This window comes from Compostimonas suwonensis, from assembly GCF_002797855.1.
In the GTDB taxonomy this organism is placed as follows: Bacteria; Actinomycetota; Actinomycetes; order Actinomycetales; family Microbacteriaceae; genus Compostimonas; species Compostimonas suwonensis.
Window position 1 is genome coordinate 598,915 of record NZ_PGFB01000001.1, and the last position, 22,037, is coordinate 620,951.

Genomic DNA, 22,037 nt, shown 5'->3' on the forward strand with positions numbered 1-22,037 from the left:
TTTCTCCGTTTCTTTCCGCTCGATCAGCTGCGATCGGCGGGACTGCTCTCGATGAGCACCACGGCGGACCACGGCGTCATCGAGAGTGTTTCACCGGCAGCGAGGGTGCGGCCGGGAGTCTGCGGGGTGGCGGCGACGGTCGTCGCGGCCACGGGGGCCACGACGTCGAGCGACGTCGGGGTCCAGTTGTGCACGAACAGCACCCGGTCGCCCGCGGCGTTGGTTCCGGATGTCACGACCACGCCCTCCGGGGCTGCGGCGTTCCACGCCGCTGTCGCAGGTCTGGGGGCGAGCCAGCGGCCGAGGTCGCGGGCGAACGCGGTGTTCGGGACGGTGCCGACGTAGCTGATCCGGCCGAGACCGTGGACGGCCTGGGTGACGGCGGGCGTCGCGGCGTGCCGGGGGTGGTCGTAGCTCGCGAGCACCCGCGCGCCATCGGCGTGCAGGTAGTCGAGCCAGCCGAAGCCGGCGGCGTCGGGCGAGAGCACGAGGGGCGGGGCCGAGACGGATGCCGCGGCATCCGTCTCGCTCGTGGGGGTGGCGTCCGCGGCGACCGCGGCGAGAACGCCCACGGTGCCGCGGAGGTTGGAGTACTCGTCGTACCAGAGCTGTGCCGCCTCGGCGAGACGGGGCGGGGCGACCTCGCGGCGGGCGCGGGCCTCCTCGTCGGCATAGCCCGTGCGCACGCCCACGACGAGGAGGCCGCCGGCCGCCGCATAGGCGCGCAGCGTCTCGAGCAGCTCATCGTCGGCGATGTAGAGGGCCGGTGCGACGAGCACGGGGTGGCGGGCGACGAGCTCCTCGGCGCTGAACCCGGCGAGCTGCTTGTCGTGCAGGATGCGCGCCTGGGCGCCCGACTCGACGATGCCGCGGTAGTAGGCGTCGAAGATCCGGTTGTACGACTCGGGGTCTGCGACGTTGTCGCGCTCGGTGCCGAGGGGCGGGAAGTACTCCATCGCCCAGCGGCTCTCGGTGGAGTAGACGATCGCGATGTCGGCGTCGGGCCGGTAGCCGTCGAGCACGGGGGCGAGGCCTTCGAGGCGTGCGCCGAGCTCGACGACCTCGTCGTAGATCCGGCCGGGAACCTGGCTGTGGGGCAGGATGCCGCCCCAGTAGGTCTCGGCGCCGAAGTGCAGGGTGTGCCAGTGCCAGTACTCGATCATGCGCGCGCCGCGGGCGACGAAGGCGAGGGCGACCTGCTCGATCTGGCCGGGCTCGGGCGGGTAGTTCTGGTGGGGCCCGGCGATCGAGGTGATGCCGGTCTCGGTCACGAGGAAGCGCTCCTGGCGCGAGGAGTAGAGGCGGTCGGCCTGCTTGGTGAGACCCCACACGCCCGTGGTCGTCCAGTCCTCGAGGGCCTCGACCTCCGTGCGGGCGTCGAGGCCGTCCTGCATGCCGAAGTAGAGGTTTCCCGCGGTGATGTCGAGCTCGCCCGTGAGCTCGTAGTCGTCGACGCCGGGGCGCAGGTAGGCGATGCAGGTGGTGACGAACTGGTCGTCGCGGGCGTACTCGGCGAGGATGCGGGCCTGCCAGCCGATGAACTCGGTGGTGATGCGGGCCTGGAAGCGCCGCCAGGCGAGGTCGTACTGCGGGGCGCTGTTGCCGTCGGGGCGCCAGAGCTGCGACCATTCGGTGATCTTGTGCGACCAGTAGGTGAGTCCCCAATCGCGGTTGAGGTTCTCGGGGGTTCCGTAGCGGGTCTGGAGGTAGCTCAGGAACTGCTCAAACGTTTGCGCATTGTGGAAGAGCTCCATCCCCGGTTCGTTGTCGACCTGGAAGCCGATCACGGCGGGGTGCTGGGCGTAGCGCTCGGCGATCGCCCGGATGACCCGCTCGGCGTAGGAGCGGAAGAGCTCGCTCGAGTAGTCGACCTCCTGACGCGAGCCCCAGGCGCGGCGCACGCCCGTCGCGGTCTCGGCCGCGAGCTCGGGGTGCTTGACCTGCAGCCACGGCGGAACCGCGTAGGTGGGGGTGCCGAGCACGACCGCGATGCCGCGCTCGTGAGCGCCGTCGAGGATGGGCTGCATCCAGTCGAGGTCGAACTCGCCGTCACGCGGCTCCCAGGTCGACCAGACGGACTCGCCGACCCGGATGACACTGAAGTGCGCCTTCTGCATGAGGTCGAGATCGAGATCGAGTCGATCGGTCGTCTGGTACTCGTTGTAGTAGGCGGCGCCGAAGAGCACGCCGTCCCATGACGAGGTTGCCGGGTCTTGCTCGGTCATGTCCCACGAACTCCGTTGTCGACTCTGTAGCGAATGTTACCGGTAACCACCGGTTGCAAGAAATATAAGTCACGTTCCCGCCGGATGCAAGTCCCGCCCGATCTCACAGCGATTTCCGAGGAAGATCCGCGGCGGCGTCGGTGCTCCCAGCGGGCGTCGAGGCGGCGTCCGGCGCCGGGGCCGGGGCCGGATCCGTGTTCGCGGGGTCGCCCGAGGCGGGGGTCGAGGCGCTGCTCGGCGCGCTGCTCGACGAGCGCACGACGAGCACCGCCCGTGCCCTGTCGCCCTCGCCCGGCTCGGCCCGCACGCCCATCGCCGCGAGGAGCTTCGACATCGCGTACCGCCCCTGACGGTCGAAGTCGAGCTCGACGGTCGTGAGCGGGGGGATCAGATATGCCGATTCCGGAATGTTGTCGAAGCCCACGACGCTGAGCTGCCCGGGCACCGAGATGCCCCGCTCGGCGAGGGCGCGGAGGGCGCCGAGCGCCATCTGGTCGTTGGCCGCGAAGATCGCCGTGATGCCGGCATCCAAGGGCATGGTCATAACGGCCGTGTAGCCGGATGCCGGCGACCAGTCCCCCTCGGCGACGAGAGCGGGCGCGAGCCCGCGTTCCTGCAGCGCGGCCTCGAAGGCGTGCAGGCGGTTGCGGGCGGCGAGCCAGCCGTGCGGCCCGCTGATGTGCATGATGCGCGTGTGGCCCAGCTCGAGCAGGTGCTCGGTGGCGATGCGCGCGCCCTCGCCGTTGAGGCTCTCCGGGTGTCCGGCGTCGACCTCCTCGGTCTCCGACTGGATCGAGAGCGGAACGACGAACGGCACCTTCAGCAGCGTCTGGCGCACCTGGTCGGTGGGCGAGATCGCGAGCACGCCCGCGAAGTCCCGCCGGTTCAGCAGGGTGATGGCCTCGTCGAGCGAGGTGTCCGGGTCGAGTCCGAGACTCACGATGTCGACGACGTAGCCGGCCTCACGCGCCTCGTCGGCCGCGCTCTGCATGATGCGGCTCGGGCCGATCTGCGACATCTCGTAGGTGAGGGCGCCGATGCGGTGCGACTGGCTCGTCGCGAGCGAGCGCGCCGTCATGTTGATCTGGTAGTCGAGCTCGGTGAGCGCCGCCTCGACGCGCGCCCGGGTCGCCGGGCTCACCCCCGTCGCGCCCTTGATGTAGCGGGAGACGGTCTGGTGCGAGACGCCGGCGAGCTTCGCGACGTCGTAGATCGTGGGCGCGCGGCGTCCGTTCGGCTTGGAGAGCGTCATGAGCGGCCCTCTCGCCGGGCCGGTTCAGTGTGCACGAAAATCCTCTCCCGTCAGCTCGAGGGGCATACCGGGCTCGAGGGTCACGGTCACGCTCGTGCCACTGTAGACCACGACGTGCTCGCCCACGGCCGAGACGTCGCGGGCCTCCAGGGTGACGGTGCGCAGCCCGCCCGCGTCCCAGTCGAGATCGACGCGCACGCCCGTGCGGGCGATGAGGCCCGTGACCGCGCCGTCCGGGAGCTCGGGCGGCAGGGCCGGCAGCAGCTCGATGGGCCCGCGATGGCTCTGCAGCAGGCACTCGGCGACACCCGCGACGAAGCCGAGGTTGCCGTCGATCTGGTACGGCGGATGCGAGGCGAAGAGGTTCGGATACAGCCCGCCCACGAAGGGACCGCGGTCGACGTCCATGTCGCGGAAGAACAGGGCGAAGAGCGATCCGATGCGCTCCGGCTCGCGCAGCCGGGCGCGCATGGCGATCTTCCAGGCCAGCGACCAGCCCGTGGACTCGTCGCCCCGGGCGTCGAGACTCGCGGATGCCGCGGCCGCGAGCTCCGGGCCGTAGGCGAGGTCGCTCGGGTGCACGAAGTACAGGTGCACCATGTGGCGGTGCTGCGGATCCTCGAGCGGGTCGTCGGCGGGCCACTCGGCGATGAGGCCCTCGCGGCCGATCTGCGGACCCGGGATGCGCGGCAGCGCCGCGCGGGCGGCCTCGACCACGGGGTCGCCGTCGATCTGCAGGAAGCGCGCCGCCTCGTCGAGCATCCGGAACAGGTCGGAGCTCAGCACGAGGTCCATGGTCGACGAGGCGCCGATCGCCGAGACCGTGCCGTCAGGCGCGATGAAGTGGTTCTCGGGCGAGGAGGAGGGCGAGGTGCCGAGGGTGCCGTCGTCGTTCTCGACGAGCCAGGCGAGCGCGAACTCGGCGGCCCCGCGCATGACCGGCCAGGCCCGATCGCGGGCGAAGGCGGCATCCGCGCCGAACTGCACGTGCTCCCAGAGGTGGCGCACGAGCCAATGCCCGCCCATGGGCCAGAACGCCCACGACGGGTCGTGGGTGCCGTCGCCCACGGGCTGCGTGTAGCCCCACAGGTCGGAGCAGTGATGGGCGGCCCAGCCGGGTGCGTCGTAGAGGCGGCGGGCGGTGTCGCGCCCGTTCTCGGCGAGTAGGTCGATGAAGTCGAAGAGGGGTGGCAGGGTCTCGCGCAGATCGGTGAGCTCGGCGAGCCAGTAGTTCATCTCGAGGTTGATGTTGGTCGTGTAGTTGGAGCTCCACGGCGGCTGCATGAGGTCGTTCCAGATGCCCTGCAGGTTGGCGGGCGGGCCGCCGGCGCGCGAGCTCGAGATGAGCAGGTAACGGCCGAACTCGAAGACGACGCCCGCGAGGGCGGGGTCGTGATGCAGCACGCCCTCCGGGTCGAGGTTGCCGAGCCGGAGGCGCTCGTCGAGCGGGGTGTTGGCGGGGTCGACCTGCGCCAAATGGCCGTTGTCGCCGTCGTATTGCGCCAAATGGCCGTTCTGGCGGTCGACTCGCGCCAAAGGACCATTCCCGCGGTCGACTTGCGCCATATGGCCGTTGTCGCCATGCGGGGCGCGGGGCGAGGTGTCGAGGCGCGAGCGGCCGAACAGCGCGCCGTGGTCGGCGCGCTGGCGGTCGCGCACGAGCTCGACGCCGTCGAGCTCGGCCGCGTCGACGAGGCCGAGGGCGTGCCGGGCGACACTCTGCGCGGTGCCGTTCAGCGCCGAGCCGAGCCCGTCGAAGGTCGTGGCGGTCGCGAGGTAGACGGTCGCGCGGCGCACACCGGTGGCGTGCAGCGAGGCCGGGGCCGCGGATGCCGCCACGCCGTCGTGCACCCAGCCGACGACGATCGCGCCCTCGAGTGATTCCGCGTCGTCGTCGTACTCGGCCGGCTCGGCCCGGCCCACGTAGTCGGGTGCGACGTCTGAGGGCAGGCGCAGCAGCAGGCCCGTGCGGGCGGCGGAGGCGGTGGCGGTGGCGCCGGTGGCGCCGGGCGCGTCGGACGCAAGGGCGGAGAGGCCGAGCGCGCCGGTGGTGTGTGCGACGGCGGAGGCACCGGCGGCGGCGGCACCGGGCGCGGAGGCACCGGCCGAGCGGTCCGTGGTGGAGTCGTCGGCGGTCTCCGGCGACCACGGTTGCGAGCGCAGCGGCGAGGAGAGGCCGAGCCGCAGCTCGAGCCCCGCGGGATCGTCGGTCTCGATCGTCATGACGAGCACCCCGTGGGGGTGGCTCGCGAAGACCTCCCGCCTTGTGGTGTGACCGTCGCGGCTGTAGACGGTCGAGGATGCCGCGGTCGCGAGGTCGAGGCCGCGCTCGTAGCCGGTGACGGAGGCCGTGACTGCGGCGGCTTCGGCCGCGGCGGAGATGGGAGCAGCGGAGGCGGCTCCGGCCTCGGCTCCGGTCCCCGCCCCGGTCCCGGCCTCGGCCTCGGCACCGGCCTCGGCCTCGGCCTCCGAAGGTTCTGCATCGGGTGCCGTCGCATCGGCGGCATCCGCGCGTCTCGCATCCGAGGCGTGGATCGTCTCGAGCCGCAGGTCTCCGAACGGCAGGAAGGTCTGGGGGTAGCCGTGCTGCAGGAGCTTGACCGCGGCCTCGGCGGCGCCGTAGTCACCGCGGGCGACCGCGGCCCGGGCCTCGGCGACGGCGTGGTGCGCGGCATCCGCACCGATCGCCGAGGCGACGTCTTCGCTCGCGGGGCTGCCCGACCAGGCGGTCGCGTCGTTGAGCTGGATGAGCTCGTCGCGGATGCCGCCGAAGACCATGCCGCCGAGCCGGCCGTTGCCCACGGGAAGCGCCTCGACCCAGCGTTCCGCGGGAGAGGCGAACCAAAGGGGGGTGCTGCGCATGTCGACGTCTCCTGGAGCGATGGGCGTTGCGGCAGTCGGAGCCACCGCGATGGTTACCGCTAACAATACCTCGCGTCATCCCCTCGTCTCGCACGTCGGGCCCCTCGCCCGAACCCCACGCGAGTCGCGCCACAACGTTTCGTTCAGGCCTCGGAGACGACGATGTGGCGCGACTCGCACGAGGCCAGAGCGCGACTCGCACGAGGCCAGAGGCCGGGCGGATGCCGCGGCGGCACGCTCAGGAGAGCTGCGTCTGCTCCACCCACGCCAGGTACTCGGGCGTCACGGTGCCCGTGATGTAGTCGCCCGTGAAGCAGCTCATCTCGAGCTCGCTGATGCCCGAGCCCTCGAGGATGGCGGCCTGCATGTCGGCGACCTCCTGGTAGATGAGGTGGTCGGCTCCGAGCTCGGCGGCGATCTCGGGGATCTTGCGCCCGTGGGCGATGAGCTCGCTGCGCGAGGGCATGTTGATGCCGTAGACGTGCGGGAAGCGCACGGGCGGCGCGGCCGAGGTGAAGGTCACCTTGTTGGCGCCGGCGGCACGGGCCATCTCGACGATCTCGCGCGAGGTCGTGCCGCGCACGATCGAGTCGTCGACGATGAGGATGTTCTTGCCCTTGAACTCGCTCGACATCGCGTTGAGCTTCTGGCGCACCGACTTCTTGCGCTGCGCCTGGCCGGGCATGATGAAGGTGCGGCCCACGTAGCGGTTCTTGTAGAAGCCCTCGCGGTACTCGATGCCGAGCTTCTGGGCGACCTGCATGGCGGCCGGCCGCGAGGAGTCGGGGATCGGCATGACGACGTCGATGTCGCCGCGGGGCGTGTAGGTCGAGATCGTGTCGGCGAGCCGGTTGCCGAGGCGCAGGCGGGCGTCGTAGACCGAGATGCCGTTCATGACGGAGTCGGGGCGTGCCAGGTAGACGTACTCGAACGAGCAGGGCACGAGGCGCGGGTCGCGCGCGCACTGCTGCGAGTGCAGCACCCCGTCGAGGGTGATGAAGACGGCCTCGCCGGGTGCGACATCCCGAACGATCTCGTAGCCGCCGCTCTCGAGGACGAGCGACTCGGATGCCACGATCCAGTCGTCTGCGCCGTTCTCGCTCCTCCTCTTGCCGAGGATGAGCGGGCGGATGCCGAAGGGGTCGCGGAAGGCGAGCAGCCCGTGCCCGGCGATCATCGAGATGACGGCGTAGGAGCCCTCGATGCGCTCGTGCACCTGGGTGACGGCGGCGAAGACCTGGCCCGGGTCGAGCTCGAAGCCCGAGATCTGGCCCTGCAGCTCGGTCGCGAGCACGTTGAGCAGCATCTCGGTGTCGCTCGTGCTGTTGACGTGGCGGCGGTCGATGTGGAAGAGGTCTTGAGCGAGCTCACGGGTGTTGGTGAGGTTGCCGTTGTGCACGAGGATGATGCCGTACGGGGCGTTCACGTAGAACGGCTGCGCCTCCTGCTCGCTCGTCGCCGCGCCCTTGGTCGTGTAGCGCACGTGGCCGAGGCCCATGGTTCCGAGCAGCGAGCGCATGTCGCGGGTGCGGAACGCCTCGCGCACCTGGCCTTTTGCCTTGTGGATGTGGAAGGTGTTGCCGTCTGCGGTGGCGATGCCCGTCGAGTCCTGCCCGCGGTGCTGCAGAAGGAGGAGGCTGTCGTAGACCTGCTGGTTGACCGGCTCGGGTGAGACGATGCCGACGATGCCGCACATTGTGAGCGATGGCTCCTGGAAGTGAGGGGTGTTGGGAGCCCGGAATCGGGCTCATCTAGTCTCGCACACGTTAGTCCACTAAATCTGAGGAGCGGGGTTGCGTGCGAAGGGCCGGAATCTGAGCAGCAGCTTGCGGATCGGCGAATTTAGTCCACTAAACCTTTATCCACTAAATCTGTAATGTTGACGCGTGACCGAGAACCCCCGCAACTCCTACGCAGAGGCCGGCGTCGACACGGCGGCCGGCGACCTGGCCGTCGAGCTCATGAAGGCCGCGGTGACGAAGACCCACGGCCCCGAGGTGCTCGGAGGAGTGGGCGGTTTCGCGGGGCTCTTCGACGTCTCGGCCCTCACCTCCTTCCGGCACCCGCTGCTCGCGACCTCGACCGACGGCGTGGGCACGAAGGTCGCGATCGCCCAGGCGATCGACAAGCACGACACGATCGGGCAGGACCTCGTGGGCATGGTCGTCGACGACATCGTCGTCGTGGGCGCGAAGCCGCTGTTCATGACCGACTACATCGCGTGCGGCAAGGTCGTTCCCGAGCGCATCGCCGCGATCGTCACGGGCATCGCCCGCGCATGCTCCGAGACCGGCACCGCCCTCGTCGGCGGCGAGACGGCCGAGCACCCCGGACTCATTCCCCCCGACGAATACGACGTCGCGGGCGCAGCGGTCGGCGCCGTCGAGGCGGATGCCGTGCTGGGCGCCGAGCGCGTACGGGAGGGCGACGTGGTGCTCGCGCTCGCGTCATCCGGCCTGCACTCGAACGGCTTCTCGCTCGTGCGGCACATCCTCGCCCAGAAGGGCATCTCGTACACGGATCGCTCCGACGACTTCGGCGGTGTGGTGGGCGAGGTGCTGCTCGAGCCGACCCGCCTCTACACGACCCCGCTCGTGCAGCTGCTCGCCGACCCCGTGCTCGGCAGCGCCGTGCACTCGCTCTCGCACGTGACGGGCGGGGGCATCGCCGCGAATCTCGCCCGGGTCCTGCCGGTCGGCTCGTGGGCCGAGGTCGAGCGCTCCAGCTGGTCGCCGCTGCCCGTCTTCCGCACGCTCGCCGAGATGTCGGGCGCGAGCCTCGAGAGCACAGAGGGCACCTGGAACCTGGGCATCGGCTTCTTCGCGATCGTCGACGCGGATGCCGCGACCGCCGTCGCGACCGCACTCACCGCGCACGGCATCCCCACCTGGCCGGCCGGTCGCGTCTCGTTCGAGCCGCGCGACCTCGCCGGCTTCGAGCAGGGCGCCAAGGGCGTCGACGGCGGTGCCGTGCGCCTCACGGGCGCCTACAGCGCCTAACGCCGCCCTCCGTTCGCGGCGCACCGTATTCGTCGCGGCGCATGATGGAATGCGTGCCGCGACGAACACCGTGCGCCGCGAGAACGTCGAGGAGAGATCCAGGGTCTCGGGTTAGCGTCGAGGCATGGAGGAGCAGATCAGCCGCGAGATCGCGATCGGCGAGAGCCCCCAGGGGCCTGTCCGCCGGATGCTGCGCCGTGTGCGCTCCTGGATCGAGCGGCATCCGCGGCTGCGCTTCGCCTACCGGTTCGCCGTGGGTCTGCTCGGCGGGCTCATCGCCGTGATCGGCCTGCTGCTCGTGCCGCTTCCCGGGCCGGGCTGGCTCGTCGTGTTCCTCGGCCTCGGCGTCCTGGGCACCGAGTTCCACTGGGCGCGCAGGCTCGCGGGCGTGATCAAGCGTCTACTCGCCCGGTTCTGGGCGTGGTGGCGCGATCGTCGCTCGCGGCGGGTCGCATCGGGCGCGAACGCCGGCGACGCCTGAACATCAGCGCGCTGAGACGCCGGGCGCCGCGACATCCAGACCCCGGGCGCCGCTACGCCTGATCGCCGGCGCGCCGACAGTCGAACCGGGCAGGCGCGACCGTCAGCCTCGAACGTCAACGACGAGTGAACATCGGATGACGACTGCCAGACGCTCGCTGCCGGCCGCCGAGTGCCGCTCGCGGGGCGTCAGGCGCGTTTCGGCTCGTCTTCGGAGTAGCCCTCGGCGTACTCCGACCACTTCGACACCTCGTCGTCGTCGATGACCTCGACAGGGGCATCATGCCCTGTGAGCTCGCGCTCGAGCGCATCGTAGTTCGTCTCCGGGCTGAAGTACTTCAGCTCACGAGCAACCTTCGTGTGCTTTGCTTTTTGTCGGCCGCGCCCCATGCGAGACCCCCTCACGATTCTTGGCCGGTGAGCGATGAGTCAACCGGGACATAACAAACAGTGAACTGTGAAAACTACCGGATAGTTTAGCATGCAGGGCCACGCTCTCTGGGTCGAGCGCCGTGCTGCAGAACTACCACGAACCACCCGAAACGTTCAGAAAGGTGCCAAGGCTCCCATGTCGAGTGTGCCACCGCAAACCCAGGTCGTGGTGATCGGTGCGGGCCAGGCGGGACTTTCCGTAGCCTACTATCTGCGACGTTTCGAACTCGAACCGGGAAGCGATTTCGTTCTGCTCGATCGGGGCCCCTCGACGGGCGGCGCATGGCAGTTCCGCTGGGATGCGCTGCGTCTCGGCTCCGCCCACAGGGTCAGCGATCTGCCAGGAATGTCAGAGACGGGTCTCAGCTTCGACGTCGCCGATCGCACCCGGCCGGCGAGCGAGATCGTCGGGGAGTACTACCGGCGCTACGAGGAGCACTTCGGCCTGCGGGTGTTCCGCCCGGTCGTCGTCAGCTCGGTCTTCGACCGCGGAGCCGACCTCGTCGTCGCGCACGGCTCGGGCGAGACCGTCACCCGCATCGTCGTCAATGCGACGGGCACCTGGGGCGCGCCGTTCGTGCCGTACTACCCGGGCATCCGCGAGTTCCGGGGTCGTCAGCTGCACACGGCCGAGTACGTCTCGGCGGAGGAGTTCGCCGGCCAGAGGGTCGTGGTGGTCGGCGGCGGCACCTCGGCGGTGGGGTTCCTGCTCGAGCTCGAGCACGTGGCATCCGGGCTGACCTGGGTGAGCCGGCGCCCCATCGACTTCCACGAGGACAACGAGCTGAGCCCCGAGAGCGGCGTGGCGGCCGTGTCGATGCAGGATGCCGCGGCTCGCGCCGGAGCGGCCCTGCCGAGCATCGTGAGCGGCACGGGCATCGCGCGCACCAGGCGGGTCGCCGCGGGGATCGAGCGGGGAGTGCTCGTCGCCCGGCCCATGTTCACGGCCGTGGAGCAGAACGGCGTGCGGTGGCCCGATGGAACATTCTCCGAAGTGGATGCGATCATCTGGGCGACCGGCTTCCGGCCCGAGCTGCGGCATCTCGCGCCTCTGCGGCTGCGTGAGAAGGCCGGCGGCATCAGTGTCGGCTCCGGGGCGTCGTGGACCGACCCACGTATATTCCTCGCGGGCTATGGGCCGCAGGCGAGCACGATCGGCGCCAACCGCGCGGGCAGGATGATCGCGCGCCAGATCATGGCGCAGCTCTAGCTCGAGTTCGTCGCGGCGCACCCTGTTCGTCACGGCGCATCGACGACCGTGCGCCGCGACGACGAACGTGCGCCGCGAGCCTCAGAGCGTGTGGGTCAGCGAGCCGTCGTCGGCCACCGTCACCCCGAAGCGCGTTCCGCGGAAGCTCAGGCCGTCGACGTGCACCGCGCCCGCCACGCGCGGCTCGATCGGAGCGATGTCGAGCACACCCGCGCGGTGGTCCGGGGCGAGTCCGAGCACCGTCGAGAGCACCGAGACCGCGGCCGCGGCCGACCACGCCTGCGGACGGCAGGCGGCCGGGTAGGGCACGGGGGCGGCGAAGAGGGCGCGCGCGTCGCCGGAGTGCAGCTCCGGCATCCGGTAGTCGAAGCCGGATGCCGCGGCCAGCAGCCCCTCGGCGAGCACCCCCGCCTCGCGCTCGAAGCCGTCGCGCCCCAGCCCGGCGATGGCGATCGCGGTGTCGTGCGTCCACACGGAGCCGCCGTGGTAGCTGAGCGGCCAGTACCCCGCGGAATCGGTCGACATCGTGCGCAGGCCGTAGCCGGAGTCGAGCTCGGGCGACACGAGCCGCGCGGCCACGAGCGCCGCGCCCTGATCGCTGAGGATGCCGGTGCCGAGCAGGTGCCCGAGGTTGCTCGTGACCGTGTCGACCCGCTGCTTCCGGGCGTCGAGCGCCACCGCGGGGTAGTCGCCCGCGGGGTCGGCGATCCAGAACGACTCGTTGAAGCGGCGCTTGAGCTCGGCGGCCCACGAGCGCCACTCCGAGGCTCCCGGTCGCCCGAAGTGCTCGAGCAGCGCGGCCCCGTCGATCGCGGCCTCGTGGGCGTAGGCCTGCACCTCGCACAGCGCGATGGGTCCCTCGGCGAGGCGGCCGTCGCGCCACTGGATCGAGTCGCCCGAGTCCTTCCATCCCTGGTTGGCGAGGCCGTGGCCTGTCGTGTCGATGTACTCGAGGAAGCCGTCGCCGTCGCTGTCGCCGTAGTCGCGCATCCAGGCGAGGGCGGCTTCGAGGTGGGGCAGCAGCGCGCGCACCTCGTCGTCGGGCATGCCCCAGCGCCAGGCGTCGTGCAGCAGCACGATCCAGAGGGCCGTCGCGTCGACGGTGCCGTAGTACAGCGGGGGCAGCGTGATGTTCTCGCCGGGGATGGTGAGCACGCCGGGCCTCAGCTCGTGCATGATCTTGCCGGGCTGCTCGGCGGTCGCGGCATCCGTCGTTGTGCCCTGCATGGAGGCGAGCACCCGCAGCGTGCCGGCCGCGAGCTCGGTGCCGAGCGGCAGCAGGAAGCGGGCCGCCCAGATCGAGTCGCGACCGAAGAGGGTGAAGAACCAGGGCGCGCCCGCCGCGAGGAACGGCTCGTCGGGCTGCGTGGTGGTGACCAGCCTCAGGGCGTCGAGGTCGTCGAGGGCCCTCTCGACCCAGGCCGAGAGACGGGAGTCGCCCGTCGTGAGGATGACGGCGCCCCGATCGCTCGCCGGTGCCGCGTGCACGACGGCCGTGGCGTCGGTCGCGGCCAGGCTCCAGCCGACGGTCACGGTGCCGTGCGCCGGCACGGTGACCGACCAGCGGGCGGATGTCGCGCCGTGCGGGCTCACCGCGACGACGGCGTCCGGCAGCCCGATCGTGACCTCGACACCGTGATGCGAGTACGAGATGCCGTCGGCCGTGCGCTCGATGCCGAGCGGGTCCGCGCCGTTGAGCGGTGCGCTCAGGCCGGCCTTGACGAGGTGCATGCTCGTGGCGTCGGGGCGCAGCTCGAGGGCGACGGATGTCGCGACGTCGGTGTCGAGCGCCGAGGAGATCGTGATCGTCTCGGCGAGCGCGCCCTCGCCGACGGTGCGCCGTCGTTCGACGCGCACGCCGGGGTCTGCTCCGGGGCCGTCGATCGTGCGGGCGAGGGCGGTGAAGACGGCCGTCGAGGCTCCGTCGAGCGTGTGGGTCAGCGCCTCGGGCCGGATGCCGGCGACGAGCACCTCGGCCGCGGAGAGCACCCGGGTGTCGCCGTGGTAGACGCCGTGGACGGGGCGGCCGCCGATCGTGCCGTCGGCGGCGGACCAGACCTGCGTCGGTGCGAGGAGCACGACGACGTCGTCGTGCAGCAGGGGCTGAAGGGGGTCGGACGCGGTTGACATCGCTGGCTCGCATCTCCTCGTGGAGTGGTTCTGCACCCCGGTCGCTGACCGGTTTCGGCAGGCCTCTTCGTGCCTGCGAAGTGCCCGCGAAGATCTGCCCGATTGACAGATGCGCTTACCGAGGTAACATAACACTCATGATTTGAACGATCAAAAATTGATCGATCAAATCGCGCCGGATGTCTGAACGGATGCCGAGCGCGGGTGTGTTCGCGAGCGACGACCCTGTGCGCTCGTCGCTCGCGAACACACCCGCGCTCGGCGCAGTGGCACGGAACAGCGGCACAGCACGACACGGCAAGACAGCACGACACGGCAAGGAGGCCTGATGGGAAACCACCCGACGATCGAAGACGTCGCCCGCGCTGCGCGGGTCTCCCGCCAGACGGTCTCCAACGTGCTCAACACGCCCGAGCGGGTGCGCCCGGTCACCCGGGAGCGCGTCGAGTCGGCCATCACGAAGCTCGGCTACCGCCCGCACGCCTCCGCCCGCCGCCTGCGCACGCAGAAGTCGTCGACGATCGGCATCCGCCTCGACCCCATGAGCAACGGCATCTCGGGCTCGGTGCTCGACAGCTTCCTGCACGCGCTCACCGAGCAGGCCGACCAGCGCGGAATGCGTGTGCTGCTCTACACCGCAGCCGACCCGCACGCCGAGATGGCCCAGATCCGCAAGCTCCACGACGGCGCCGACGTCGACGCCTTCGTCCTCACCTCGACCTTCCACGGCGACCCGCGCACCGAATACCTCATCGCGGGCGGCGTGCCCTTCGTGACCTTCGGCCGCCCCTGGGGCGTCGACGACATGAACGATCCGCAGCACCTCTGGGTCGACGTCGACGGCGCGAGCGGCGTGCGCGAGGCCACAGAGCACCTGCTCGCCCGGGGCGCCGCCCGGGTCGGCTTCCTCGGCTGGCCCAGCCCCTCCGGCACGGGCGACGACCGTCGTCGCGGCTGGCAGAGCGCGATGGCGCAGGCGCCGGGCATGGATGCCGCGACCCTCGCCGCGCTCACGATCACCGCGAGCGACAGCGTCACCGAGGCGCAGTCCGCCGTGCTGCGCGCCCACGCCGCCGGTGCACGCTGGGACGCCCTCGTCTGCGCGAGCGACTCGCTCGCCCTCGGGGCGCGGATGGCCGCGGCATCCGTCGGTCTCGCCGAGCTGCCGATCGTGGGCTTCGACAACACCCCGGTCGCCGAGGCCGTGGGGCTCTCGAGCGTCGATCAGCGGCTCACCGAGGTCGCCGCCGGCGTTCTCGAGCTGCTCATGGGGGTGAGCGGCAAGGCGATCGTGCCCCGCGAGCTCACGCCGGGCGAGTCGCACCGGCTCATCACACCGCGACTCGTCGTGCGGCGAGGGGACACCGGGGTGGATCTCGCCGGCGCACCGTGACAGCACACAGGACAGACGATTCGGGCGGCCCCGCCCGCCGAACCCCAGGAAAGGAACGACAATGACCACAACACGATGGAGGGGCGCCCGCGTGGGCGCCGCCATTGCCGCCGCCGGGCTCATGGTGAGCCTCGCGGCCTGTTCGAGCGGCGGCTCCGGCGGCGGCCCGAGCGACGGAGGCGGCGACGCTGCCGGCCTCACGATGCTCATCGGCTCGAGCGGCGAGGCGGAGACGGCGGCGGTCGAGGCCGCGACCAAGGCCTGGGCCGACGAGAACGGGACCTCGGTCGAGGTCGTCGCGGCGAGCGACCTCACCCAGCAGCTCGGCCAGGGCTTCTCCGGCGGCAACCCGCCGGACGTCTTCTACATGAGCTGGGACCAGTTCCAGACCTACGCGAGCCAGCAGTACCTCGAGCCGTACGCCGAGGACCTCGCGAACGCCGACGCCTTCTATCCGTCTCTCAAGGACGCCTTCAGCTTCGACGACACCTTCTACTGCGCCCCGAAGGACTTCTCGACCCTCGGCCTCGTGATCAACACCGATCTCTGGGCGGCGGCCGGGCTCACGGATGCCGACATCCCCACCGACTGGGCGAGCCTCGAGGCCGCGGCGACGAAGCTGACCGCCGGCGGTGTCACGGGCCTCTCCTTCGGCCCCGAGTACGCGCGCATCGGCGTCTTCATGAACCAGGCGGGCGGCGAGCTCGTGAGCGACGACGGCACGACGGTCACCGCAGACACGCCCGAGAACGTCGCGGGGCTCACCGAGGTGCAGAAGATGCTGACGGCGGGCACCCTCAAGTTCCCGTCCGCGCTCGACTCGGGCTGGTCGGGCGAGGCCTTCGGCAAGGGCCAGGCGGCCATGGTCATCGAGGGCCCGTGGATCAACGGCGGTCTCGCGGCCGACTTCCCCGATGTCAACTACCGGATCGCCGAGCTGCCGGCCGGCCCGGGCGGCCAGTCGACGTTCACCTTCAGCAACTGCTGGGGCATCCCGGCCGCGTCGGACACGCTCGACCAGGCGACGTCGCTCGTCGAGTTCCTGACGAGCGATGAGCAGCAGCTCGCCTTCGCCGACGCATTCGGCGTCATCCCCTCCACCGAGTCGGGCGCCGCCGAGTACGCGACGAAGTACCCCGAGAACGCGGCCTTCGTCACGGGCAACGACTACGCCGTGAGCCCGGTGGCCTTCGCGGGCGCCGCCGCCGTGATCACCGACTTCAACTCGGAGTTGGAGGGCCTCGCGACCGGTGATCCCGCCTCGATCCTCGCGAACCTGCAGACGAACCTGCAGGCCGCGCTCGACGAGGCCAACGGCTGACCCGTCGCCGCGGCATCCGTCACCGCTCATCGGACGGATGCCGCGGCCCACGACCCCCACCGGCGGTTCAGGCTGCCCCCTCCCCCCAGCATCGACACGCCGCGCACGCAGGCGCTCGTGGATGCCGCGGCCTGGATTGCCGGTGGGAGGCGAGGCGATACCCGCACACACGACCCGAGGAGACAGCTATGAGCAAGGGAATCCGAGGCGCGGAAGGCCGCTACGGCTGGCTCTTCACCTCCCCCGCGATCATCATCATCGGGGTGTTCCTCGTGCTGCCGATCTTCCTCGCGCTGTGGGTGAGCTTCAGCAACTGGAACGGGCTCGGCTCGCCGCTCGGCGGCACGGCCGAATTCGTGGGTCTGCAGAACTACCAGGACGTGCTCGTCGATCCCGGGCTCGCCCAGAAGGACTTCGGCACCTCGATCCGCAACAACCTCTACTACGTCATCCTCGTCATCCCGTGCCAGACGGCGCTCGCGCTCTTCCTCGCGGTGCAGGTGAACCGGCGCATCCTGCGCGGCCGCGGCTTCTTCCGCACGGCCTTCTACTTCCCGTCGGTGACGAGCTCGATCGCCATCACCGTCGTGTTCCTGTTCCTGTTCAGCGCCTCGGGCGTCGTCAACCAGCTGCTCGCCCTCATCGGCGTGAGCGGGCCGACCTGGTTCGCCGACCCGAGCGGCATCATCCACAATTTCCTGCAGCTCTTCGGCGTCGACTCGGCCCCGCCCGCGCTCGCCACGGCCGGCCCGCTCGGCCTCAGCTGGTGGGACTGGCTGAGCGGCCCCTCCGTCGCCATGTGCGCGCTCATCATCCTCTCGATCTTCACGACCTCCGGCACGTTCATGCTGCTCTTCCTCGCGGCGCTGCAGAACGTGGGAGCCGAGGTCGAGGAGGCGGCCGTCATGGACGGCGCCGGCGCCTTCCGCAAGTTCTTCTCGGTGACGCTGCCGATGCTCAAGCCCACGCTCTTCACCGTGCTCACCCTGGGGCTCATCGGCACCTGGCAGGTCTTCGACCAGATCTACCTCACGGGAGGCGGCTCACCGGGCAAGACCCTGCTCACGCCCGCGTACCTCGCGTACGAGACGTCGTTCACCGATCTCAAGTGGGGCCGGGGCGCCGCGATCGCGTTCATCCTCTTCGCGATCATCGTGGTGCTCACGCTGCTGCAGAGGTTCATCCTGCGCGACCGCGACGAGAAGCCGAAGCGCGGCAGGAGGCGCCGGCCGGGAGGCGGCACCGACGGCGCGCCGCCGAGCCCACCGGGCGGGCCGAGCCAGGAGGCCGTGCTCGCAGACCTCGCGCGCGTCGAGGCGGGGCCGCGCGGCGGCAGCGCGACGCCAAGCCGCGGCACGACGGGAGGTGGCCGGGCATGACCGCGACATCCACGACGGTCGCGTCATCCGGAGCCCCGAAGGATGCCGCACCCCGCGTCTATCGCAAGCGCCGGCTCTCCGCCCGCCTGCGCACGACCGCGACGCTCAGCTACATCATGCTCATCGCGCTCGCGCTCGTGTACATCTACCCCTTCCTCATCTCGATCGCCTCGTCGTTCAAGACCGACGCCGACGCGACCGGCAACCCGCTCTCGCTGCTGCCGCAGACCTGGTCGTTCGCCGCCTACGACCGGCTCTTCACCGACGTGCCGCTGCCGTTGTGGGCGATGAACTCGGCGATCGTGACGATCGTCGTGACGGCCGGGCGGGTGTTCTTCGACTCGCTCGCCGGCTACGCGCTCTCGCGGCTGAACTTCCGCGGCCGCACGATCCTGTTCGCGGGGTTCATCGCCGTGCTCTCGGTGCCGAACGTCGTGCTGCTCATCCCGCGCTTCCTCATCCTGCAGCAGCTCGGCCTCTACGACAGCTACGCGGGCATGATCATCCCGCTCGCCGCCGACGCCGCCGGGATCTTCATCATGAAGCAGTTCTTCGACTCGATCCCGACGAGTGTCGAGGAGGCGGCGCGCATCGACGGCGCGGGCGTCTTCCGCACCTTCTGGACGATCATCCTGCCGATGGCGCGCCCGGCCCTCGTGACCCTGTTCATCCTGAGCTTCCAGGGCTCGTGGAACGAGTTCGCGCACTTCGTGGTGTCGCGGCAGAGCGCCGACCTCAACACCCTCACGACGGGTGTCGCCTCGCTCGTCTCCGGCCAGCTCGGAACGGGCAACCAGTACCCGCTGCAGCTCGCCGCGGCCGTGCTCATGACGATCCCCGTGGCCGTGATCTTCTTCATCTTCCAGAAGCGCATCATGAACACGACGGAGGGCGCGGAGAAGGGCTGAGCCGTCGACCCCTCTCGTGGCGCACGGTGCTCGTCGGGGCGCAGCTTCGAGCATGCGCCGCGACGAACGACGTGCGCCGCGACGAAACGACGAGAGGATGCCGCGCCGCGAGCTACTTCTTGCCGCGGCGCTTGGGCTTCGCGGGTGCCGCGGCGGGCCTCGCGGAGCTCCCGGCGGCCGTGCCCGCGTTCGGGGCGGCCGTCTTCGAGGCCGGCTCGAGCGGCTTGCGCACGACGGGGCGCACGGGCTCGCCGCGGCGGTCCTGGCCGGGCAGCGGGCGCGAGCGCCGGCCGTAGATGAGCTCGGAGGAGTCGAGCAGCCAGGGCACGAGCGCGATCGTGACGCCGTGGCAGAGCATCAGCTGCTTGCTGATGCGCCGCGAGCGGTGGTTGTGCAGGATGTTCTCCCACCAGTGGCCCACGATGTACTGCGGCATGTACACGGTGATGACCTCGGAGCCGTGCTCGGCCCTGCGCTGCTTGATGTACTTGATGAGGGGCATGCCGAAATCGCGGTACGGCGAGGAGATGATCGTGAGCGGCACCTGGATGTTCATCTGCTCCCACTGGGTCTGCAGACGCTCCGTCGCCTCGTCGTCGATGGAGATGTGCACGGCCTCGATCGAGTCGTGCCGGGCCGCGATCGCGTAGTCGAGGGCCTTGAGCACAGGCTTCTGCATGCGGTTGACGAGCACGACGGCATGGTCGCCGGTGGCGCCGAAGGTCGTGGTCATGTCGACCTCGATCTCCTTCTCGACGTCGCGGTAGTAGCGGTTCACGCCGAGCATGAGCAGGTAGAGCACGGGCATGATCGCGAAGACGATCCACGCCCCGTGGGTGAACTTGGTGATCGTCACGACGATGAGCACGATCGCGGTCAGGAGCGCTCCGAAGCCGTTGATCGCGAGGCCCCGCCAGGCCGCGCCGCGATCGGAGCAGCCGTTCTTGAGTATGGTCCACCAGTGCTTGACCATGCCCGACTGCCCGAGCGTGAACGAGACGAACACGCCGATGATGTACAGCTGGATGAGCTGGGTGAGGTTCGCCTGGAAGACGAGCAGGATGGCGCTCGCCGCGAGGGCCAGGACGATCACGCCGTTGGAGAAGATGAGACGGTCGCCGCGGGTGTTGAGCGCCTTCGGCGCGTAGCTGTCGCGGGCCAGCACCGAGCCGAGCAGCGGGAAGCCGTTGAACGCCGTGTTCGCCGCGAGCAGCAGCACGGCGGCCGTCGTCGCCTGGATGACGAAGAACAGGATCGAGTTGTCGCCGAAGACGGATGCCGCGACCTGCGCCATGAGACTGCGCTGCGGCTCGGTGGCGCAGTCCGCCCAGCCGATCAGATGGCAGGGCACCTCCGCGTAGTGCACGTTCGCGATGAGGGCGACGGCGGTGAGGCCCGCGAACAGGATGATCGCGATGGCGCCCATGGCGACGAGGGTCTTCTGCGCGTTCTGCACCTTGGGGCGGCGGAAGGCGGGCACGCCGTTGGAGATCGCCTCGACACCGGTGAGCGCGCTGCATCCGCTCGAGAAGGCGCGCAGCAGCAGCAGTATGAAGGCGGCCTGCGTGAGCGACTCGCCCTGCACCGTGAAGCCCGCGGACTCGGCGACGGGCGCGTCTCCGAAGACGGTGCGCGCGAGCCCGACGACGATCATCACGAAGACGCTGCCGATGAAGAGGTAGGTGGGGATCGCGAAGGCGTTGCTCGACTCGCGCACCCCGCGCAGGTTGATCGCGGCGAGGATCGCGACGAAGGCGATCGCGATGACCACGCGGTAGGGGTTGAGGAAGGGCAGGGCGGAGATGATGTTGTCGACGCCGCTCGCGACCGACACCGCCACGGTGAGCACGTAGTCGACGAGAAGAGCGGATGCCACGACCAGGCCGGCCTTCTCGCCCAGGTTCTTGTGCGCCACCTCGTAGTCGCCACCGCCCGAGGGGTAGGCCTTGATGAGCTGACGGTAGCTCGCGACGACGACGATGAGCAGCAGCACGACGGCCGCGGCGACCCACGGCGCGAAGCTCAGGAAGGCCAGCCCGCCGAGCATCAGGATCATCAGCAGCTCTTGCGGCGCGTAGGCGACGGAGGAGAGCGGGTCGCTCGCGAAAATAGGCAAGGCCAGATGCTTGGGCAGCAGCTGGCCTTCGAGTTTGTCGTTCGACAGCGGCTCGCCGATCAGCCAGCGTTTGGCGGAACGGTTCTCAGTGCCGGTGCCTTGACCCTCACTTGTCACGAGCGAGAACACTACTCCGTCGGAAGCCCGTGTCAAGTTGGTGCGCGCCTCTAGAATTCAGGGGTGACATCCCACTCCGCCGAGGTTCCCGGCCCACGGCGCCGAAGTGTCTGGCCGTGGCTGATCGCGGCCCTCGTCGTGATCGTCCTGGGGGTCGTCGCAGCGGTGATCGTGCCGATCGTCACGCACACCCCGCAGGGATATTCGACGCAGCGGCCCGCCGACGACGACTTCGCCTCGACCGTGAGCGCGGACGGCGACGACGGCCGAACGCGCGTGCTCTCCGTCTTCGAGGCCGACGGCGTGACCCCCGCGGATGCCGGTGCGCTGACGCCCGGCGAGCGGCTCGTCGTGCGCGGCGAGGGGTACGACGCCTCCCGGGGCGTCTACGTGGGTCTGTGCCGCATCCCGGACGCGGTCACCGAGAAGCCGTCGCCGTGCATCGGCGGGGTGCCGGAGCAGTCGGGGGAGCCGAGCGGCGACGCGCAGGGCGAGCAGCAGTTCGCGGCATCCAACTGGATCAACGACGACTGGGCGTGGAAGCTCTTCGCCTCGCGCGGCTACGACGACCCGGCCGCGGGCACCTTCACGGCCTACCTCGAGGTGCCGGTCGCCGACGAGGTGCTCGACTGCGCGGTCGAGCGGTGCGCGATCTACACCCGCAACGACCACACCGCCGCGAGCGACCGTGTGCAGGACGTCGGCGTGGCCGTGCGCTTCGCCGGTTGAGGCCGGGACGACGCTACGGCTGCGCGGCCGCGATGACGGTGTGCAGGGCCGTGCGCAGCTCGTCGAGCTTCTCGAGCGGCATCCCGAGCCGCTCCACGATCTGCGGCGGGATGAGCTCGGCCCGGCCGCGCAGGGCGACGCCCGCCTCGGTGAGCGAGATCTCGAGCATCCGCTCGTCGCTCGTGCTGCGTCGCCGCTGCAGATAGCCGATCGTCTCGAGCCGTTTGAGCAGGGGGGAGAGGGTCGCGGGGTCGAGCTGCAGGGTCTCGCCCAGCTCTTTGACCGAGCACGTGCCCTGCTGCCAGAGGGTGAGCATCACGAGGTACTGCGGATGCGTGAGCCCGAGCGGCTCGAGCACGGGCCGGTAGAGCGCGATGACGCTGCGCGAGGCGACGGCGAGGGCGAAGCACACCTGGTTCTCGAGGGCGAGCAGGTCGGTGGCCTCACCGGCCCCGTGTGTGGATGTCGCGTTCGCCGTCATCGA

At 70.2% G+C, this 22,037-nt stretch carries 16 protein-coding genes; 8 read left to right on the plus strand and 8 right to left on the minus strand.

The genetic code is table 11. From position 1 onward, the window contains the following. Positions 1 to 23: 23 nt before the first annotated feature. From CLV54_RS02630 to purF, 4 genes are all read right to left on the minus strand, one after another. Positions 24 to 2,225 (minus strand): beta-galactosidase, encoded by a 2,202-nt coding sequence (locus CLV54_RS02630; protein WP_100343384.1) that lies wholly within the window; start codon positions 2,223 to 2,225, stop codon positions 24 to 26. 103 nt (positions 2,226 to 2,328) lie between these two features. Further along, on the minus strand, positions 2,329 to 3,477 hold the full coding sequence (locus CLV54_RS02635) for a LacI family DNA-binding transcriptional regulator (RefSeq protein ID WP_100343385.1): 1,149 nt from the start codon (positions 3,475 to 3,477) through the stop codon (positions 2,329 to 2,331). A gap of 24 nt (positions 3,478 to 3,501) precedes the next feature. Next, on the minus strand, positions 3,502 to 6,339 hold the full coding sequence (locus CLV54_RS02640) for a glycosyl hydrolase family 95 catalytic domain-containing protein (protein ID WP_100343386.1): 2,838 nt from the start codon (positions 6,337 to 6,339) through the stop codon (positions 3,502 to 3,504). A gap of 238 nt (positions 6,340 to 6,577) precedes the next feature. After that, complete coding sequence (gene purF, locus CLV54_RS02645) at positions 6,578 to 8,035, minus strand: amidophosphoribosyltransferase (RefSeq protein WP_100343387.1); 1,458 nt, start codon at positions 8,033 to 8,035, stop codon at positions 6,578 to 6,580. 190 nt (positions 8,036 to 8,225) lie between these two features. Between purF and purM the strand changes: the two genes are divergently transcribed. Both purM and CLV54_RS02655 read left to right on the plus strand, forming a co-directional pair. After that, the gene (gene purM / locus CLV54_RS02650) at positions 8,226 to 9,338 is read left to right on the plus strand and encodes a phosphoribosylformylglycinamidine cyclo-ligase (protein WP_100343388.1); all 1,113 of its coding nucleotides are present in this window, start codon (positions 8,226 to 8,228) and stop codon (positions 9,336 to 9,338) included. A gap of 124 nt (positions 9,339 to 9,462) precedes the next feature. Then, positions 9,463 to 9,819, plus strand: a complete 357-nt coding sequence (locus tag CLV54_RS02655) for a TIGR02611 family protein (RefSeq protein ID WP_100343389.1) — start codon at positions 9,463 to 9,465, stop codon at positions 9,817 to 9,819. A gap of 188 nt (positions 9,820 to 10,007) precedes the next feature. On the opposite strand, the gene CLV54_RS02660 is transcribed toward CLV54_RS02655, so the two are convergent. Beyond that, entirely contained in the window at positions 10,008 to 10,208 is a 201-nt protein-coding gene (locus CLV54_RS02660; protein ID WP_100343390.1) for a DUF3073 domain-containing protein, read from the minus strand. 178 nt (positions 10,209 to 10,386) lie between these two features. Here CLV54_RS02660 and CLV54_RS02665 point away from each other — a divergent pair, with 178 nt between their 5' ends. After that, on the plus strand, positions 10,387 to 11,460 hold the full coding sequence (locus tag CLV54_RS02665; RefSeq protein WP_100343391.1) for an NAD(P)-binding domain-containing protein: 1,074 nt from the start codon (positions 10,387 to 10,389) through the stop codon (positions 11,458 to 11,460). Between the two features lie 81 nt (positions 11,461 to 11,541). Here the strand turns inward: CLV54_RS02665 and CLV54_RS02670 are convergent, their stop codons facing one another. Further along, the gene (locus CLV54_RS02670) at positions 11,542 to 13,590 is read right to left on the minus strand and encodes a glycogen debranching N-terminal domain-containing protein (protein WP_100343392.1); all 2,049 of its coding nucleotides are present in this window, start codon (positions 13,588 to 13,590) and stop codon (positions 11,542 to 11,544) included. A gap of 328 nt (positions 13,591 to 13,918) precedes the next feature. Here CLV54_RS02670 and CLV54_RS02675 point away from each other — a divergent pair, with 328 nt between their 5' ends. From CLV54_RS02675 to CLV54_RS02690, 4 genes are all read left to right on the plus strand, one after another. Further along, positions 13,919 to 14,983: a LacI family DNA-binding transcriptional regulator gene (locus CLV54_RS02675; RefSeq protein WP_100343393.1), complete on the plus strand. Its 1,065-nt coding sequence runs from the start codon at positions 13,919 to 13,921 to the stop codon at positions 14,981 to 14,983. 61 nt (positions 14,984 to 15,044) lie between these two features. Then, positions 15,045 to 16,304 (plus strand): sugar ABC transporter substrate-binding protein, encoded by a 1,260-nt coding sequence (locus tag CLV54_RS02680; RefSeq protein WP_100343394.1) that lies wholly within the window; start codon positions 15,045 to 15,047, stop codon positions 16,302 to 16,304. Between the two features lie 188 nt (positions 16,305 to 16,492). Continuing rightward, entirely contained in the window at positions 16,493 to 17,683 is a 1,191-nt protein-coding gene (locus tag CLV54_RS02685) for a carbohydrate ABC transporter permease (protein ID WP_100343395.1), read from the plus strand. Then, positions 17,680 to 18,591, plus strand: coding sequence for a carbohydrate ABC transporter permease (locus CLV54_RS02690; protein ID WP_100343396.1), 912 nt, complete (start codon positions 17,680 to 17,682; stop codon positions 18,589 to 18,591). Before CLV54_RS02685 ends, CLV54_RS02690 begins: the two co-directional genes overlap by 4 nt. A 112-nt stretch (positions 18,592 to 18,703) precedes the next feature. Here CLV54_RS02690 and CLV54_RS02695 read toward each other — a convergent pair whose 3' ends face one another. Continuing rightward, positions 18,704 to 20,824 carry an APC family permease gene (locus CLV54_RS02695; RefSeq protein WP_245861247.1) on the minus strand — a complete coding sequence of 707 codons (2,121 nt, stop codon included), beginning with the start codon at positions 20,822 to 20,824 and terminating at the stop codon, positions 18,704 to 18,706. A gap of 63 nt (positions 20,825 to 20,887) precedes the next feature. On the opposite strand from CLV54_RS02695, the gene CLV54_RS02700 reads away from it, so the two are divergent. Beyond that, entirely contained in the window at positions 20,888 to 21,553 is a 666-nt protein-coding gene (locus CLV54_RS02700) for a hypothetical protein (protein ID WP_100343397.1), read from the plus strand. A 13-nt stretch (positions 21,554 to 21,566) separates the two neighbouring features. Here the strand turns inward: CLV54_RS02700 and CLV54_RS02705 are convergent, their stop codons facing one another. Beyond that, positions 21,567 to 22,034: a MarR family winged helix-turn-helix transcriptional regulator gene (locus CLV54_RS02705; RefSeq protein ID WP_100343398.1), complete on the minus strand. Its 468-nt coding sequence runs from the start codon at positions 22,032 to 22,034 to the stop codon at positions 21,567 to 21,569. Positions 22,035 to 22,037: the final 3 nt, after the last annotated feature.

Coding starts and splice junctions, on each gene's coding strand:
- CLV54_RS02630 (WP_100343384.1), bottom strand. CDS start 2,225: ATGACCGAGCAAGACCCGGCAACCTCGTCATGGGACGGCGTGCTCTTC.
- CLV54_RS02635 (WP_100343385.1), bottom strand. CDS start 3,477: ATGACGCTCTCCAAGCCGAACGGACGCCGCGCGCCCACGATCTACGAC.
- CLV54_RS02640 (WP_100343386.1), bottom strand. CDS start 6,339: ATGCGCAGCACCCCCCTTTGGTTCGCCTCTCCCGCGGAACGCTGGGTC.
- purF (WP_100343387.1), bottom strand. CDS start 8,035: ATGTGCGGCATCGTCGGCATCGTCTCACCCGAGCCGGTCAACCAGCAG.
- CLV54_RS02655 (WP_100343389.1), top strand. CDS start 9,463: ATGGAGGAGCAGATCAGCCGCGAGATCGCGATCGGCGAGAGCCCCCAG.
- CLV54_RS02660 (WP_100343390.1), bottom strand. CDS start 10,208: ATGGGGCGCGGCCGACAAAAAGCAAAGCACACGAAGGTTGCTCGTGAG.
- CLV54_RS02665 (WP_100343391.1), top strand. CDS start 10,387: ATGTCGAGTGTGCCACCGCAAACCCAGGTCGTGGTGATCGGTGCGGGC.
- CLV54_RS02670 (WP_100343392.1), bottom strand. CDS start 13,590: ATGTCAACCGCGTCCGACCCCCTTCAGCCCCTGCTGCACGACGACGTC.
- CLV54_RS02675 (WP_100343393.1), top strand. CDS start 13,919: ATGGGAAACCACCCGACGATCGAAGACGTCGCCCGCGCTGCGCGGGTC.
- CLV54_RS02680 (WP_100343394.1), top strand. CDS start 15,045: ATGACCACAACACGATGGAGGGGCGCCCGCGTGGGCGCCGCCATTGCC.
- CLV54_RS02685 (WP_100343395.1), top strand. CDS start 16,493: ATGAGCAAGGGAATCCGAGGCGCGGAAGGCCGCTACGGCTGGCTCTTC.
- CLV54_RS02690 (WP_100343396.1), top strand. CDS start 17,680: ATGACCGCGACATCCACGACGGTCGCGTCATCCGGAGCCCCGAAGGAT.
- CLV54_RS02705 (WP_100343398.1), bottom strand. CDS start 22,034: ATGACGGCGAACGCGACATCCACACACGGGGCCGGTGAGGCCACCGAC.